This is a genomic window from Micromonospora sp. URMC 103 (assembly GCF_051386435.1).
In the GTDB taxonomy this organism is placed as follows: Bacteria; Actinomycetota; Actinomycetes; order Mycobacteriales; family Micromonosporaceae; genus Micromonospora.
The window spans coordinates 542,917-555,467 of sequence record NZ_JBPQTR010000006.1 but is presented as its reverse complement, the minus strand read 5'-3'; the positions used below and the strand labels follow the sequence as shown (position 1 = coordinate 555,467).

Below are 12,551 nucleotides of genomic sequence, written 5' to 3'. Positions count from 1 at the left end.
ACCGGGCGCCGGCCGCACGGCGACCAGGGACGGGGGAGACGGAACCGGCAGCCGCCGGCACGGAGAGGAGGTGATCGCGGATGGAACCACGGCGTGACCCGCGCGGTGCGCTCGTGCGACCGTACGCGGTCACCCGCGGCCGTACCGAGCCCCGGCAGGACATCGCCCTGGAGGCGGTCCTGATGGCCACGCCCACCCAGGTCGCCGAGTCCCGCTTCGCGGGGCACGACAAGCACCGCATAGCCACCGTCTGCGAGGGCCGGGCGCAGTCGCTGGCGGAGATCGCCGCGTACACCCGGATGCCACTCGGCGTCGCCCGGGTGCTGGTCGCCGACCTGGTGGCCGAGGGCCTGCTGACGCTACACGCTGCTGCTCCCGCCGAGGGGTTCGAGGAGCGCATGGAACTGCTGGGAAGGGTGCTAAGTGGACTTCGCAGGCTATGACCCCGCGGGGGGTCAGCAGAGCCGCGGGATCGTATCCGCCAAGATCGTCATCGCGGGTGGCTTCGGCGTCGGCAAGACGACGCTGGTCGGCTCGATCTCCGAGATCACACCGCTGACCACCGAGGCGGTGATGACCGCGGCCGGTGTCGGCATCGACGACCCGTCCAAGGTGCCGGGCAAGGAGACGACCACCGTCGCCATGGACTTCGGCCGCATCACCATGGCGCAGGACCTGATCCTGTACCTGTTCGGCACGCCGGGCCAGACCCGCTTCTGGTTCATGTGGGACGAGATCATCCGGGGCGCCGTGGGCGCGGCCGTGCTGGTCGACACCCGCCGGATCACCGACGCCTTCGCGCCGCTGGACTACTTCGAGAACCGCAACCTGCCGTACGTGGTCGCCCTGAACGCCTTCGACGGCGCGCCGCAGTACGAGCTGGAGGAGGTCCGCGAGGCGCTCGCGATCTCGCCGCAGGTGCCCCTCATCATGACCGACGCCCGGCGGCGGGAGTCGGTGAAGCAGGTGCTGGTCACCGTCGTCGAGCACGCCATGGCGCGGCTGCAGGCCGAGCACGGCCGGGGGTACGCGACACCCGTCGGCTGAGCCGGCGTCGTGGCCGCGCACCGGGACGTCCCGGGCACGTGCCACGCGGCGGCTCAGTCGACGCGCAGGCGGTAGCCCCGCCTCACGACGGTCTGCACCAGGCGGGGGGCGCGCAGGCCGGCGCGGAGCCGGGTCACCGCCAGCTCCACGACGTGCTCGTCGGCGCCGCGCGGCAGCGCCCGCAGCAGCGCGGCGCGCGACAGCACCCGGCCCGGGTGCCGGGCGAGTTCGCGTAGCACCGCCATCGGCGCCGGCGCGAGCGGACGCAGCTCACCGTCGATCACCGCGGCGTGCCCGCGAACGGTGAGCAGGTGGCCGTCCGCCGTGCAGGTGATGGCCCGACCGGGCAGCTCGTCGGCGACGGTCTGGACGAGCATGCCCAGCCGGGCCCGCGCGGGCGTGCTGACCGGCACCCCGCGCCGGCGCAGCGGGTCCGCGGTGACCGGCCCGACGGCGGTGGCCAGCACGTCCGTACGGAAGGCGCCGAGCACCGCGTCGACGCGGTCGCCGGCAGCCTCCAGAAGCGACTCCACGGCCGGGGCCGCCAGGAACGTGACCGCGTCGACGAGGCGGCCGGCCACCAGGTCTACGAGCCGGTGCAGCGGCGCCGGGTCGGTGGGCGGCGCCCACCGGTGGACCGGTATCTCGACCACCGTGGCGCCGGCCGCTTCGAGCGCCCGCGCGTACCCGGGCCGCCGCCGGCCGTGCAGCTGCACCGCGACCACCTGGCCGGCCACCCCACGCCGGCGCAGGTGGTCGACCACCTCGTCGCAACTCGCGGAGATTGGTGACCACCGGTCGCGCAGGCCGGCCGCGCGGAGGGCTGCCCGGGCCGTGGGACCGCGGGCCACCGCGTACGCCGGGGCGAGCGCGGCGCGCAGCGCGTCCGCCAGGCCCCACCCCCGGGCCGCCTCCAGCCAGTCCCGCAGGCCGGCGCCGGTGGTCGCCACGAGGACGTCCGGTGGCCGGTCCAGGCAGGCACGGGTGGCCTCCCGCAGCCGGGTGTCGTCGGGCGGCGGCACGACCCGCGGCGCCGGGGCGAGCACCACGCGGGCCCCCCGTCGTCGCAGCAGCGCGGCGAGGTCGTCCCGCCGGCGGTCGGCGGTCACCCCGACGGTGAAGCCGGCCAGTTGCTGCGGGCGTCCCGCCCGGGTGGCCGACCGCGCACCCTCCGTCATGCCGGCCAAGCGTGCCGCCGGGCGGTTTCCGGGCCGGGTCCGGCCTGTTTCGGCCCGGTCAAGGGCGAGGCGTCCGCGCGGGCCGGGGGCGTCCCCCGTCGCGGGGTACCGTCCGTCCGTGCGCCTGGTCTAGAATGCGAGACACGTTTCCCGGATGATGGGAGAGCGGAATGACCGTCGCGGACGCCTTCGACGCCGTCGCCGGCACCTACGACGAGGCGCGCCGCCGGCTCGTGCCGTGCTTCGAGGCCTTCTACGGAGCCGCTGTGGAGGTGGCGTCGCCACCGCTGCGGGCCGCGCGGGCCGCCGGGCGTACGCCCGAGGTGCTCGACCTCGGCGCCGGCACCGGCCTGCTGTCGCTGCTGCTCGCCGCGGCGGTGCCCGGGGTGCGGCTGACCCTCGTCGACGCGGCGCCCGCGATGCTGGCGGTGGCCGCCGACCGGCTCCGGGAGCGCGGGGTGGAGCACCGGACGGTGTTCGCCGACCTGGCCGACCCGCTGCCCGTCGGCCGGTACGACGCGGTGGTCAGCGCCCTGGCCATCCACCACCTCGACGACCCGGGCAAGCGCGCCCTCTACCGCCGGCTGCCGGCCGCCCTGGCCCCCGGCGGCGTCTTCGTCAACGCCGAGCAGGTGGCGGGCCCGACCCCGACGCTGGACCGGCGCTACGACGAGGTGTGGCGGGAGCGGACCGCGGCTCTCGGCTCGGACGCCGCGGAGATCGCCGCCGCGCGGGCGCGGATGGCGTACGACCGCCCCGCGACGGTCACCGACCAGTGCGCCTGGCTCACCGACGCGGGCCTGGTCGACGTGGACTGCTTCTTCAAGGAGTGGCGGTTCGCCGTGTTCGGCGGCCGGGTGGCCTGACGTGGCCGGCCCGCCGCGTGGCGTCCCGGAGGTTTGTCCTCCGGTGGGCGTTCTCGCGCCGTCGGGGCGGGTGCCGGCGGCGGCCGGGATGACTGACGGTCATACCGGTGGGTAGTCTCCCGGTCATGACTGCCAAGGTGACCCTTTCGTTCTCCGACGAGACGATCGAGGAGGCCCGGCGGTTCGCCAAGCGCGAGGGGTTGTCGCTCTCGGCGTGGATGGACCAGGCGGCCCGAGAGAAGGCGCTCCGCGAGGTCTTCGCCGCGCACGCCGCCGCCGTGGGCCGCGCCGGCCTGGATCTCGAGTCGGCCGCCCTGGCCGACGCCCGCGAGGTGGGCATGGTCGACGACCTGCTCTTCCGCGGACGCCCGCGTGCTGCGTAGGGGCGAGGTCTGGCGCATTGAGGGCGCACGCGAACGGCTCGGGCTGGTGATCAGCTCGGACGTCTACAACTCCACCGACGTACCCATCGTGATCGTGGCCGAGGTGGTCGAGCAGGCGCTGCTGCGCGACTCGCCGCTGGCCGTGCCCATGGGCGGGTACGTGGTCATGCCGGACCGCATCTCCTCGCCCATGAAGAAGTGGTTCACCGAGTGCGTGGACGTGGCCGACACCGAGACGATGCTCCGGGTGGGCCGGGCGCTGCGTATCCTGCAGCAGCTCTGAGTGTCGCTGCTCACCCGGCGGGCCGGCGGCGCGCGGGGCGGGACCCCGTTTTGACCTGCCGACCGGGCGTTCGGTATCGTTGCCTGCTGTTGTACGACATCCAGAGGCGTGCCACATCAGGTACGCTTGGTCGTTCGTGCGCGCCTGGTGACCCGGCGCGCGACCCCAGACCGACGACGAGACAAGGTAGACCTGTGCGTACGTACAGCCCGAAGCCGGGTGAGATCGAGCGTCAGTGGCACGTCATCGACGCCTCTGATGTCGTGCTGGGCCGCCTGGCCACCCACGCCGCCACGCTGCTGCGTGGCAAGCACAAGCCGACCTTCGCGCCGCACGTCGACACGGGCGACTTCGTCGTCATCGTGAACGCGGGCAAGGTTGCGCTGACCGGCAACAAGCGGCAGCAGAAGATCGCCTACCGCCACTCCGGCTACCCGGGTGGTCTGAAGCAGGTCGGCTACGACGAGCTGCTCAGCAAGCGTCCGGAGCGAGCCATCGAGCTCGCCGTCAAGGGCATGCTCCCGCACAACAAGCTCGGCCGTAAGCTCATCAAGAAGCTGAAGGTCTACGCCGGTGCCGAGCACCCGCACGGCGCCCAGTCGCCGGTGCCGTTCGAGATCAAGCAGATCGCGCAGTGAGCGCGGGCGAAGGAAGCAGCATGACCGACATCACCGCCACCGAGGTCGCCCCCGAGGCCACCGAGGCGCCGGCGCCCGTCGCCCGCGCGCCCCGTGGTGACCGCCCGATCCAGACCGTGGGCCGCCGCAAGGAGGCCATCGTCCGGGTCCGCATCGTTCCGGGCACCGGCAAGATCACCTGCAACGGCCGGGACCTCGAGGCCTACTTCCCGAGCAAGGTGCACCAGCAGCTGATCAAGGACCCGCTGGTGACCGCCGAGAAGCCGGAGGCGTTCGACGTGATCGCCAACCTGCGGGGTGGCGGCATCACCGGTCAGGCCGGCGCCCTCCGCCTGGCCATCGCCCGGGCGCTGATCGTCAACGAGCCGGACGACCGCCCCGCCCTCAAGAAGGCCGGCTTCCTGACTCGGGACGCCCGGGTCAAGGAGAGCAAGAAGTACGGTCTCAAGAAGGCCCGCAAGGCTCCGCAGTACTCGAAGCGCTGACCTTCAGCACCACCTTGTACGTCTGACGGACGGCCGGTCCGCCTCCCCTCGCCGGGCGGTGGTCCGGCCGTTTCGCTTTCTCTTCCTCGACCGTGTCATCGGAGGTTGGCGGGTATGGGTCGGTTGTTCGGCACGGACGGCGTCCGCGGACGGGCGAACGTGGATCTCACGCCGGAGTTGGCGCTCGCGGTGGCCGTCGCCGCCGCTCACACGCTGGCCGAGACGGACCGGAGCCATCCGCCCGTGGCGGTGGTCGGTCGGGACACCCGGGCCAGCGGCGAGATGCTGGAGGCCGCGGTCGTGGCGGGGCTCACCAGCGCCGGCGCCACGGTGATCCGGGTCGGTGTGCTGCCCACCCCGGCGGTGGCGTTCCTGACCGCGGAGGCCAAGGCGGACCTCGGCGTGATGCTCTCCGCGTCGCACAACCCGATGCCGGACAACGGGATCAAGCTCTTCGCGGCCGGGGGGCACAAGCTTCCCGACGACATCGAGATGAAGATCGAGGCGGCGGTCGAGGCGAACGCCACGACCGCCTGGGAGCGGCCGGTGGGCGCCGGGGTCGGGCGGGTGCACGACCTGCTCGACGGGGCGGACCACTACGTGCAGCACCTGGTGGGGACCGTGCCGCACCGGCTCGACGGCATCAAGGTCGTGGTGGACTGCGCCAACGGCGCGGCGGCCGAGGTGGCCCCCGTCGCGTACCGGGAGGCCGGCGCCGAGGTGATCGCCATCCACGCCGAGCCGGACGGGCTCAACATCAACGACGACTGCGGGTCGAACCACATCGACGCGCTGCGCGCCGCCGTGGTCGAGCACGGCGCACACCTGGGCATCGCCCACGACGGCGACGCCGACCGTTGCGTGGCCGTGACGGCCGACGGCGAGGAGGTCGACGGCGACCAGGTCATGGCGATCCTCGCGCTCGCCATGCGGGAGGCCGGCACGCTCACCGACGACACGCTGGTGGCGACGGTGATGAGCAACCTCGGGCTGCGGCTCGCCATGTCCGCCGAAGGCATCCGGCTCGTCGAGACCAAGGTCGGCGACCGGTACGTGCTCGAGGAGCTGCGCGCGTCCGGGCTGGCGCTCGGCGGCGAGCAGAGCGGGCACATCGTCATGCCGGCGTACGCCACCACGGGCGACGGGGTGCTGACCGGCCTGCACCTCATGTCACGGATGGCGGCCACCGGCCGCACCCTGGCCGACCTGGCCGCCGTGGTGACCAAGCTCCCGCAGGTGCTCATCAACGTGCCGGTCGGCGATCGCACCGTCGGCGCCGCCGCGCCGGCCGTCCGGGCCGAGGTCGAGCGGGCCGAGGCCGAGCTGGACGGCACCGGCCGGGTGCTGCTGCGCCCGTCGGGCACCGAGCCGCTGGTCCGGGTCATGGTCGAGGCGGCCACCGAGACGACGGCCCGGGCCGTCGCCGAGCGGATCGCCGAGCAGGTCCGCAACGCGAGCCCCGCCAACGCCTGACCGCCGGCCCCGGCGATGGCCGTGCCCGGCGGGGACCATCCCGGCCGGGCGGCCGGCCCGCCGGGTCAGAGGCGGAGGCGGGCGGCGCGGTCGTAGGTGTCGGCGGGATCCTCGCCCTCGGTGAGGTCGAGGTCCTCGACCACCCGGCCGTCGCCGAGCCGGACCAGCCGGTCGCAGCGGGCCGCGATCGACCGCTCGTGGGTGGCCAACACGATCGTCATCCCGTGCCGCTCGCGCAGGTCGAGCAGCAGGTCGAGGATCTGGGCGCTGGTGGTCGAGTCGAGGTTGCCGGTGGGCTCGTCGGCCAGCAGCAGCCCGGGCGCACCCATCAGCGCCCGGGCGATGGCGACCCGTTGCTGCTCACCGCCGGAGAGCTGCGCCGGCATCGCCCGCTCCCGTCCGGCGAGGCCGACGGCGTCGAGCAGCTCACGAGCCCGGGTCGCGTGGTCGGCCCGGCCGCGCAGCGGCAGCACCGGGGCGATCACGTTGTCCAGCACGGTCAGCGCGGGCAGCAGGTGGTAGCGCTGGAAGACGAACCCGACCCGCTGCCGGTACCGGGCCAGCGCGGCACGACGCAGCGCCGTGATCTCCGTGTCGTCGACCGTGACGGTGCCGCTGTCGGCCTGTTCGATGGCGCCGATCAGGTGCAGCAGGGTCGACTTGCCGGAGCCGCTGGGACCGGTCAGCGCCACCACCGACCCGGCCGTGATCTCCAGCGAGACGTCGTCGACCGCGGTCAGGCGTTCGGCGCCGGCGCGGAACTGCCGGGTCAGCCCGGCGGTCCGGACCGTGCTGCCGGTCGTTGCCTCCATCGTCACTCCTCCGCGAGTAGCCGTGCGGTCGGCAGCCGGCGCAGCACGGCGGCCGGCACCAGCGCCGCGAGACAGGTGACCAGCACCCCGACGAGCGCCACCGCGGCGGCGACCAGCACCAGGGCGGCCGGCAGGCCACCGACCAGCCAGGCGGCCCCGGCGAGGCCCAGCCCCGCCCCGGTGAGCGCGCCGAGCGCGCCGATGAGAAGCCCCTCGTAGCCGATCAGGCGGGCCAGTGCGGCGTCCGTCCAGCCGACCGCGCGCAGGGTGGACAACTCCGCAGCGCGGTCCCGGACGTTCAGGTACAGCACGTCGGCCACGGCGCCCGCGCCGAGCAGGACGGTGACGACCGCGGCGAGGGTGTCGGCACCCCGCACGTTCAGCGAGACGGTGTCGCCGAGCAGGCTGCCGACGATGGCGCCGCGGAAGGCGTAGGCGGCGGCGCTGACCAGGGTCAACGCGGTCAGGCCGATGGCCAGCGCGCCGGCCCCGAGCAGGGTGCGCCCGGGTGTGCGGACCAGGTTCACGAGGGCCATCCCGAGCAGGCTGCGGGGCCGACGCACCCACCGGGCCGGGGCCACCAGCGGCCGCAGGGCGGCGGCCGGGTGGGCGCCCGCGGCCCGCAGCGCCGGAACCAGGCCCGCCACCAGCGCCAGGAGCAGAGCCACCGGTACGGCGAGCGCGGCCTGACGCCAATCGATCCCGATGTCCAGCGCGGCGGCCAGGGGGAACGCCAGCCCCAGGGCGAGCAGGCCGGCGGCCAGCCCCACGGCGGCCACCTCGCCGAGGACCAGCGCCGCGATCCGGCGCGCCGGCCAGCCCAGGCAGGCGAGCACTGCCAGCTCGGGGCGCCGGTCCCGGACGGCGGCGGAGACCGCGTTGCCGAGGAACAGCGCGCAGACCACCAGCACCAGCCCGAAGAGGACGACGCTCTTGCGGTCGACGGCCCGCGTGATGACCGAGGCAACCCCGAGGGCCGACCACGGCTCGGTCAGCCGCAGCTCGGGCCGGCCGAACGAGCCCCCGGGCAGCTCCACGGTCTGCGGAGCGGGAGACGAGCCGAAGGTGAGGTCGACGTCCAGCCCGGTCGTGTCGGCGATCCGCTCGGCGATGAGCCGGACCCGCTCGGCGGACCGTTCGGTGTAGCCGCCGACGTCGGCGACCCGGACCCGGATCGCGCTGATCGGCGCGGTCCGCATCGGGGTGGCGTCACCCGCGAGCAGCGTCGGCACCGCGGCCAGGCTGGTGAGCAGCAACGGCGGCGAGGAGAGGTAGCCAGCCGGGTTGCCGCTCGGCTCCAGCGGCCGGCCGCCCAGCGCCTGGCGGCTGCGCTCGTCGGCGCCGTCGGTGCGCGGCGGCTCGTACGTCTCCAGCGGCACCCGGGACAGGTCGCTGAACCCGCGCAGCTTCTCGGGGTCGAAGACGCCGACGGTACGCCAGAACCGGAGCTGGAGGTTCGTGCCCGACGGCGGCTGGGGAAGTGCGGTCACCGGGCGGAAGCCGTTGTCGTCGGCCAGCCACGGACGGGGGCGAGGGTTGAGGACGTTCTGGCCGCCGTAGATTCCGGGATCGTACGGCGGTCGCGCGACAACTCGGAGGGTGCCGTCGGGGAGCCGTTCGTACTCCGGGGCACCCGCCTGGATGACCGTCTGCAGGTCACCCATGCAGCAGCCGGTCTCGGAGAGGCCCTCGGCGAGCAGGTCGCGATACCCGTCGGTCAGGGCGTACTCCTCGAACCCGGCCCCGACCCGGGTGGCGCGGCTCAGCACCTGCTCCAGTTCGTCGATCGGCAGCCCCGCGGGCCGTGCCTGCGGCAGCCGGGTGAGGGCGGACCGCACGGTGACGTCGAGGTAGGGGCGGCTGGTGCTCAACACAGGGATGGACCGTTCGATCGCGCCGGGACCCAGGGAGGTCTCGGTTGTCGTGTCGTCCGGCCGGAGCGGGCGGCCCTCGGTCACCGCGTCGCGCAGGCCGACGAGGCGCTGCTCCGCGTCGGGGTCGACGGCGGCCAGCAGGAACGGCACCGTCACCCGGTAGGTGACGACCAGTCGGTCGGTGACGACGCGCTGGGCGCGGTCGGGCAGCCAGGTGTTCGCCTCGAAACGCCCGTCGGGCAGCAGCCGGACGGTGTCGACGCTCCATTTTTGCCGTTCGGAGGTGAGCCCACCGTTCCCCGGCTGCGACATCAGGTGCGGGTCACAGATCGGCTCGCTCCCGCCACCGGGAAGCACCTCCCGTGGGACCTGCCCGCACTGCGGGTCGTACCGGTACGTCCGGCCGTCCGAGTAGGGGAACCAGGAGTCGTTCGGGTCCGCGCCCCACTCGGGGTAGAGCAGTGGGCGCTTGGTCACGTACACGTAGCGCGGGCTGCCGGGGGCGGTGGAGAGCCCGCGCTCGGCGGTGAAGGTGGGGTCGAGCCGGATGACCTGCTGCTCCAGCGAGCGGTCGACCGCGCCGGTCACGTCGAACCGGACCGGCACCGTCGAGGTCGAGTAGCCCAGCATGGCGATCGGGGCGGCGACGTCGATGCCGGGGACCTGCTTCACCCGCTCGTACTGCGCGGGGGTGATGCCGCCGAAGAGGCCGGAGAGGTAGTTCGGGCGGACCAGGCCACGGTCGGCCTCGAGCGGGGTGCGCGTCCCCTGGGGACGGACCAGGATGTCGTAGGCGGCCCGGGTGTTGCGCTCCACGGCGCCGGTGACCTCCAGGCGGGAGGTGGTGGTGGCGCCGGTGAGGACGACGAAGCCGGTGGTCGCCACCAGCACCCCTGCCAGCAGCGCCACCGACCGCCCAGCACGGCCGCGCAGCTGTCCCCAGACGAACCTCAGCATGTCGCGCCTCCCCGTGTGCTACCTCACACTGTGCGCGTTACATTGTCACAATGCAAGGGCCCGGCCCCGCGGGTCGGTGGAACGGAGGAGACGTGGCCATCCAGCACGCGGTCCTGGCGCTGCTCGTACGCGGTCCGAGTTACGGCTACGAGCTGAAAGGCGCCTTCGAGGCCGCCACCGGTCCACAGTGGGGGCCGCTCAACATCGGCCATCTCTACCAGATCCTCGACCGGCTCTCCCGGGACTCCCTGGTGGTCGCCGAGCGGCAGGCCCAGCAGGTCAAACCCGACCGGGTGGTCTACCAGATCACCCCCGCCGGCCGTGCCGAGCTGGAACGCTGGCTCCACGAGCCGAGCCCGCGCAGCGGCGGCTTCCGGGACGACTTCTTCCTCAAGGTCACCGCCGCGGCCCGGTCGGGTTCCGCGCAGACCGTCCGCACCGTGCTGAGCAACCAGCGCGGGCACCTGCTGCGTGAGCTGCGCAACCTCGACGGGCTGCGTCGCAGGGCCGACGATCCGGTGGTCGGTCTGCTGCTCGCCGCGGCGAGCCGGCACGTCGAGGCGGACCTCGCCTTCGTCGACGATGCCGAGGCGGTGCTGCTGGCCGACGGCGGCGCGCTGCTCGCCACGCTGGCGGTCGCACCGTCGGAAAGCACCGGCGCGGCCGCCGACGCCCCGGGAGCCCCGGCGGGGGACGACGCCGAGCCGACCCGGGCGGCCGGCTGACCCGCCGGTCAGGCCGGTGGGCCCGTCAGCCCGCGCAGCCGGGCCACCGCCTCGGCCAGGACCTCCGGGCGCTTGCAGAACGCGAACCGGACGAGCCTCCGACCGGCCTCGACGTCGTCGTAGAACACCTGCGTCGGCACGGCCACCACGCCGCACCGCTCCGGCAGCGAGAGACAGAACTCCACACCGTCACGGCCGCCGAGCGGGGTGACGTCGGCCGTCACGAAGTACGTCCCCTCCGGCGCGAGCACGTCGAAACCGGCGTCCGCGAGGCCGGCGACCAGCCGGTCCCGCCGGGCCTGGAGATCCGCGCGGAAGCCGGTGAAGTACGCGTCCGGCAGGCCCAGCGCCACGGCCACGGCGGGTTGGAGCGGCGACGCGTTCACGAAGGTCAGGAACTGCTTCACCCGGAGCACCGCGGAGACCAGCGCGGCGGGGCCGCTCACCCAGCCGACCTTCCAGCCGGTGCAGGAGAACGTCTTGCCCGCGGAGGAGATGCGCAGTGTGCGCTCCCGCATGCCGGGCAGGGTGGCGAGCGGCACGTGCGGGGCCGACGCGTCAGTGAAGACGAGGTGCTCGTACACCTCGTCGGTCACCGCGTACGCGCCGTGCTCCCGGCACAGGTCGGCGACGAGCGCCAGTTCGGCCGGGGTGAAGACCTTGCCGGTCGGGTTGTGCGGCGAGTTCAGCAGCACCAGCCGGGTCCGCGGCCCGAACGCCGCGCGCAGGGCAGCCGGGTCGAAGGCGTACCGGCCGTCCTCGGCGGGGCGCAGGGTGACCGGCCGGCGCACGGCCCCGGCCAGAGCGATCGAAGCCGCGTACGAGTCGTAGTACGGCTCGAAGCAGACCACCTCGTCGCCGGGCTCGCAGAGCGCGAGGATCGCGGCGGCGACCGCCTCGGTGGCGCCCGCCGTCACCACGACCTCGCCGTCCGGGTCGTACTCCAGTCCCCAGAACCGCCGCTGGTGCGCCGCCACCGCCGCGCGCAGGGCGGGAATCCCCGGCCCCGGCGGGTACTGGTTCTGCCCCGAGCGCAGCGCCTCGGCCGCGGCGGCCAGCATCTCCGGCGGCCCGTCGGTGTCCGGAAAGCCCTGCCCCAGGTTGACCGCGCCCGTGCGGACGGCGAGCGCGGACATCTCGGCGAAGATGGTCGTGCCGAACGGCCGCATCCGGGCCACCAGCGGATCGGCATCGGTGGTCGTCGTCGTCACGCCCGCCAGCCTACGACCCCCGGCCGCCGGCGCGAACCGGTCGCTCAGCCGAAGCAGCTGGCCCGCCAACCCGTGCTGTCGACCGCCTCGGTGACCGGCGTGCCACCGTCGGTGCTCAGCGTGCAGGAGAGCTTCTTTCCCCCGGTTGCGGCCATCCTGGCTGCCTGCACCATCACCCGGTCGCGGCGATCGGTCCGGATGCTCTTCCGCCAGGGCAGCCGCGCCCCCTCCAGCCAGACCGGCTCGCCGTTCGCGTCCCAGTAGAGGATGTCGGCCCGTCCCTGCCCGGTCACCTCGTAGACGACCCGGATCCGGCCGGGGCCGGTGGACGGCGTCGTGGCCGGCGCGGCCGAGGGGGCCGGCGGGGTGGTCGCGGCCACGGACCCGACCGTCCCTCGGCCGGGCCACTCGTCGTCGGGGGCCGCCTCGTCCCGGGCCTGGTGATCGGGCCGGGCGGTGACATAGGCGTCGAGCCCGACGCCGCCCGCGACCAGGAGCACCACGGCGAGGACCGCGCCGACCAGCACCCGACGGCGCCGCCGGCCGGTGGTCGGGCCGGCGCCGTCCGGTTGTCCGGTGCCCGAGCCGACGCCGTCCGGTCGTCCGGTGTGGGGCGGGT

Annotated in this window: 14 protein-coding genes; 9 read left to right on the top strand and 5 right to left on the bottom strand. The window is 74.2% G+C overall.

Features of this window, described 5'->3' with window-relative positions; all coding sequences use genetic code 11:
* Positions 1-80 precede the first annotated feature (80 nt).
* Positions 81-443, top strand: a complete 363-nt coding sequence (locus ACSNOA_RS28820) for a DUF742 domain-containing protein (protein ID WP_436662923.1) — start codon at positions 81-83, stop codon at positions 441-443.
* Positions 424-1,047, top strand: coding sequence for a GTP-binding protein (locus ACSNOA_RS28815; protein ID WP_436662922.1), 624 nt, complete (start codon positions 424-426; stop codon positions 1,045-1,047). The genes ACSNOA_RS28820 and ACSNOA_RS28815 overlap by 20 nt, the downstream gene beginning before the upstream one ends.
* A gap of 53 nt (positions 1,048-1,100) precedes the next feature.
* On the opposite strand, the gene ACSNOA_RS28810 is transcribed toward ACSNOA_RS28815, so the two are convergent.
* Complete coding sequence (locus ACSNOA_RS28810; RefSeq protein WP_436662921.1) at positions 1,101-2,225, bottom strand: uroporphyrinogen-III synthase; 1,125 nt, start codon at positions 2,223-2,225, stop codon at positions 1,101-1,103.
* A gap of 170 nt (positions 2,226-2,395) precedes the next feature.
* On the opposite strand from ACSNOA_RS28810, the gene ACSNOA_RS28805 reads away from it, so the two are divergent.
* The 6 genes from ACSNOA_RS28805 (at position 2,396) to glmM (ending at position 6,353) form a co-directional block, all read left to right on the top strand.
* A complete protein-coding gene (locus ACSNOA_RS28805) occupies positions 2,396-3,091 on the top strand; it encodes a class I SAM-dependent methyltransferase (RefSeq protein ID WP_436662920.1) in 696 nt (231 codons plus the stop codon).
* Positions 3,092-3,216: 125 nt separating this feature from the next.
* Complete coding sequence (locus ACSNOA_RS28800; protein ID WP_436662919.1) at positions 3,217-3,474, top strand: DUF6364 family protein; 258 nt, start codon at positions 3,217-3,219, stop codon at positions 3,472-3,474.
* Positions 3,464-3,757 (top strand): type II toxin-antitoxin system PemK/MazF family toxin, encoded by a 294-nt coding sequence (locus ACSNOA_RS28795; protein WP_436662918.1) that lies wholly within the window; start codon positions 3,464-3,466, stop codon positions 3,755-3,757. The genes ACSNOA_RS28800 and ACSNOA_RS28795 overlap by 11 nt, the downstream gene beginning before the upstream one ends.
* Positions 3,758-3,951: 194 nt before the next feature.
* On the top strand, positions 3,952-4,395 hold the full coding sequence (gene rplM, locus ACSNOA_RS28790) for a 50S ribosomal protein L13 (protein WP_436662917.1): 444 nt from the start codon (positions 3,952-3,954) through the stop codon (positions 4,393-4,395).
* 20 nt (positions 4,396-4,415) lie between these two features.
* Positions 4,416-4,880 carry a 30S ribosomal protein S9 gene (rpsI, locus tag ACSNOA_RS28785; RefSeq protein WP_076466623.1) on the top strand — a complete coding sequence of 155 codons (465 nt, stop codon included), beginning with the start codon at positions 4,416-4,418 and terminating at the stop codon, positions 4,878-4,880.
* 114 nt (positions 4,881-4,994) lie between these two features.
* A complete protein-coding gene (gene glmM / locus ACSNOA_RS28780; RefSeq protein ID WP_436662916.1) occupies positions 4,995-6,353 on the top strand; it encodes a phosphoglucosamine mutase in 1,359 nt (452 codons plus the stop codon).
* 65 nt (positions 6,354-6,418) lie between these two features.
* On the opposite strand, the gene ACSNOA_RS28775 is transcribed toward glmM, so the two are convergent.
* The gene (locus tag ACSNOA_RS28775; protein WP_436662915.1) at positions 6,419-7,165 is read right to left on the bottom strand and encodes an ABC transporter ATP-binding protein; all 747 of its coding nucleotides are present in this window, start codon (positions 7,163-7,165) and stop codon (positions 6,419-6,421) included.
* Between the two features lie 2 nt (positions 7,166-7,167).
* Positions 7,168-9,996 (bottom strand): FtsX-like permease family protein, encoded by a 2,829-nt coding sequence (locus ACSNOA_RS28770; RefSeq protein ID WP_436662914.1) that lies wholly within the window; start codon positions 9,994-9,996, stop codon positions 7,168-7,170.
* A gap of 92 nt (positions 9,997-10,088) precedes the next feature.
* On the opposite strand from ACSNOA_RS28770, the gene ACSNOA_RS28765 reads away from it, so the two are divergent.
* Positions 10,089-10,721 (top strand): helix-turn-helix transcriptional regulator, encoded by a 633-nt coding sequence (locus ACSNOA_RS28765; RefSeq protein WP_436662913.1) that lies wholly within the window; start codon positions 10,089-10,091, stop codon positions 10,719-10,721.
* Between the two features lie 8 nt (positions 10,722-10,729).
* Here ACSNOA_RS28765 and ACSNOA_RS28760 read toward each other — a convergent pair whose 3' ends face one another.
* Both ACSNOA_RS28760 and ACSNOA_RS28755 read right to left on the bottom strand, forming a co-directional pair.
* A complete protein-coding gene (locus tag ACSNOA_RS28760; RefSeq protein ID WP_436663410.1) occupies positions 10,730-11,941 on the bottom strand; it encodes a pyridoxal phosphate-dependent aminotransferase in 1,212 nt (403 codons plus the stop codon).
* Between the two features lie 35 nt (positions 11,942-11,976).
* The gene (locus ACSNOA_RS28755; RefSeq protein ID WP_436662912.1) at positions 11,977-12,459 is read right to left on the bottom strand and encodes an MmpS family transport accessory protein; all 483 of its coding nucleotides are present in this window, start codon (positions 12,457-12,459) and stop codon (positions 11,977-11,979) included.
* Positions 12,460-12,551 lie beyond the last annotated feature (92 nt).

Coding starts and splice junctions, on each gene's coding strand:
- ACSNOA_RS28820 (WP_436662923.1), top strand. CDS start 81: ATGGAACCACGGCGTGACCCGCGCGGTGCGCTCGTGCGACCGTACGCG.
- ACSNOA_RS28810 (WP_436662921.1), bottom strand. CDS start 2,225: ATGACGGAGGGTGCGCGGTCGGCCACCCGGGCGGGACGCCCGCAGCAA.
- ACSNOA_RS28805 (WP_436662920.1), top strand. CDS start 2,396: ATGACCGTCGCGGACGCCTTCGACGCCGTCGCCGGCACCTACGACGAG.
- ACSNOA_RS28800 (WP_436662919.1), top strand. CDS start 3,217: ATGACTGCCAAGGTGACCCTTTCGTTCTCCGACGAGACGATCGAGGAG.
- rpsI (WP_076466623.1), top strand. CDS start 4,416: ATGACCGACATCACCGCCACCGAGGTCGCCCCCGAGGCCACCGAGGCG.
- glmM (WP_436662916.1), top strand. CDS start 4,995: ATGGGTCGGTTGTTCGGCACGGACGGCGTCCGCGGACGGGCGAACGTG.
- ACSNOA_RS28775 (WP_436662915.1), bottom strand. CDS start 7,165: ATGGAGGCAACGACCGGCAGCACGGTCCGGACCGCCGGGCTGACCCGG.
- ACSNOA_RS28770 (WP_436662914.1), bottom strand. CDS start 9,996: ATGCTGAGGTTCGTCTGGGGACAGCTGCGCGGCCGTGCTGGGCGGTCG.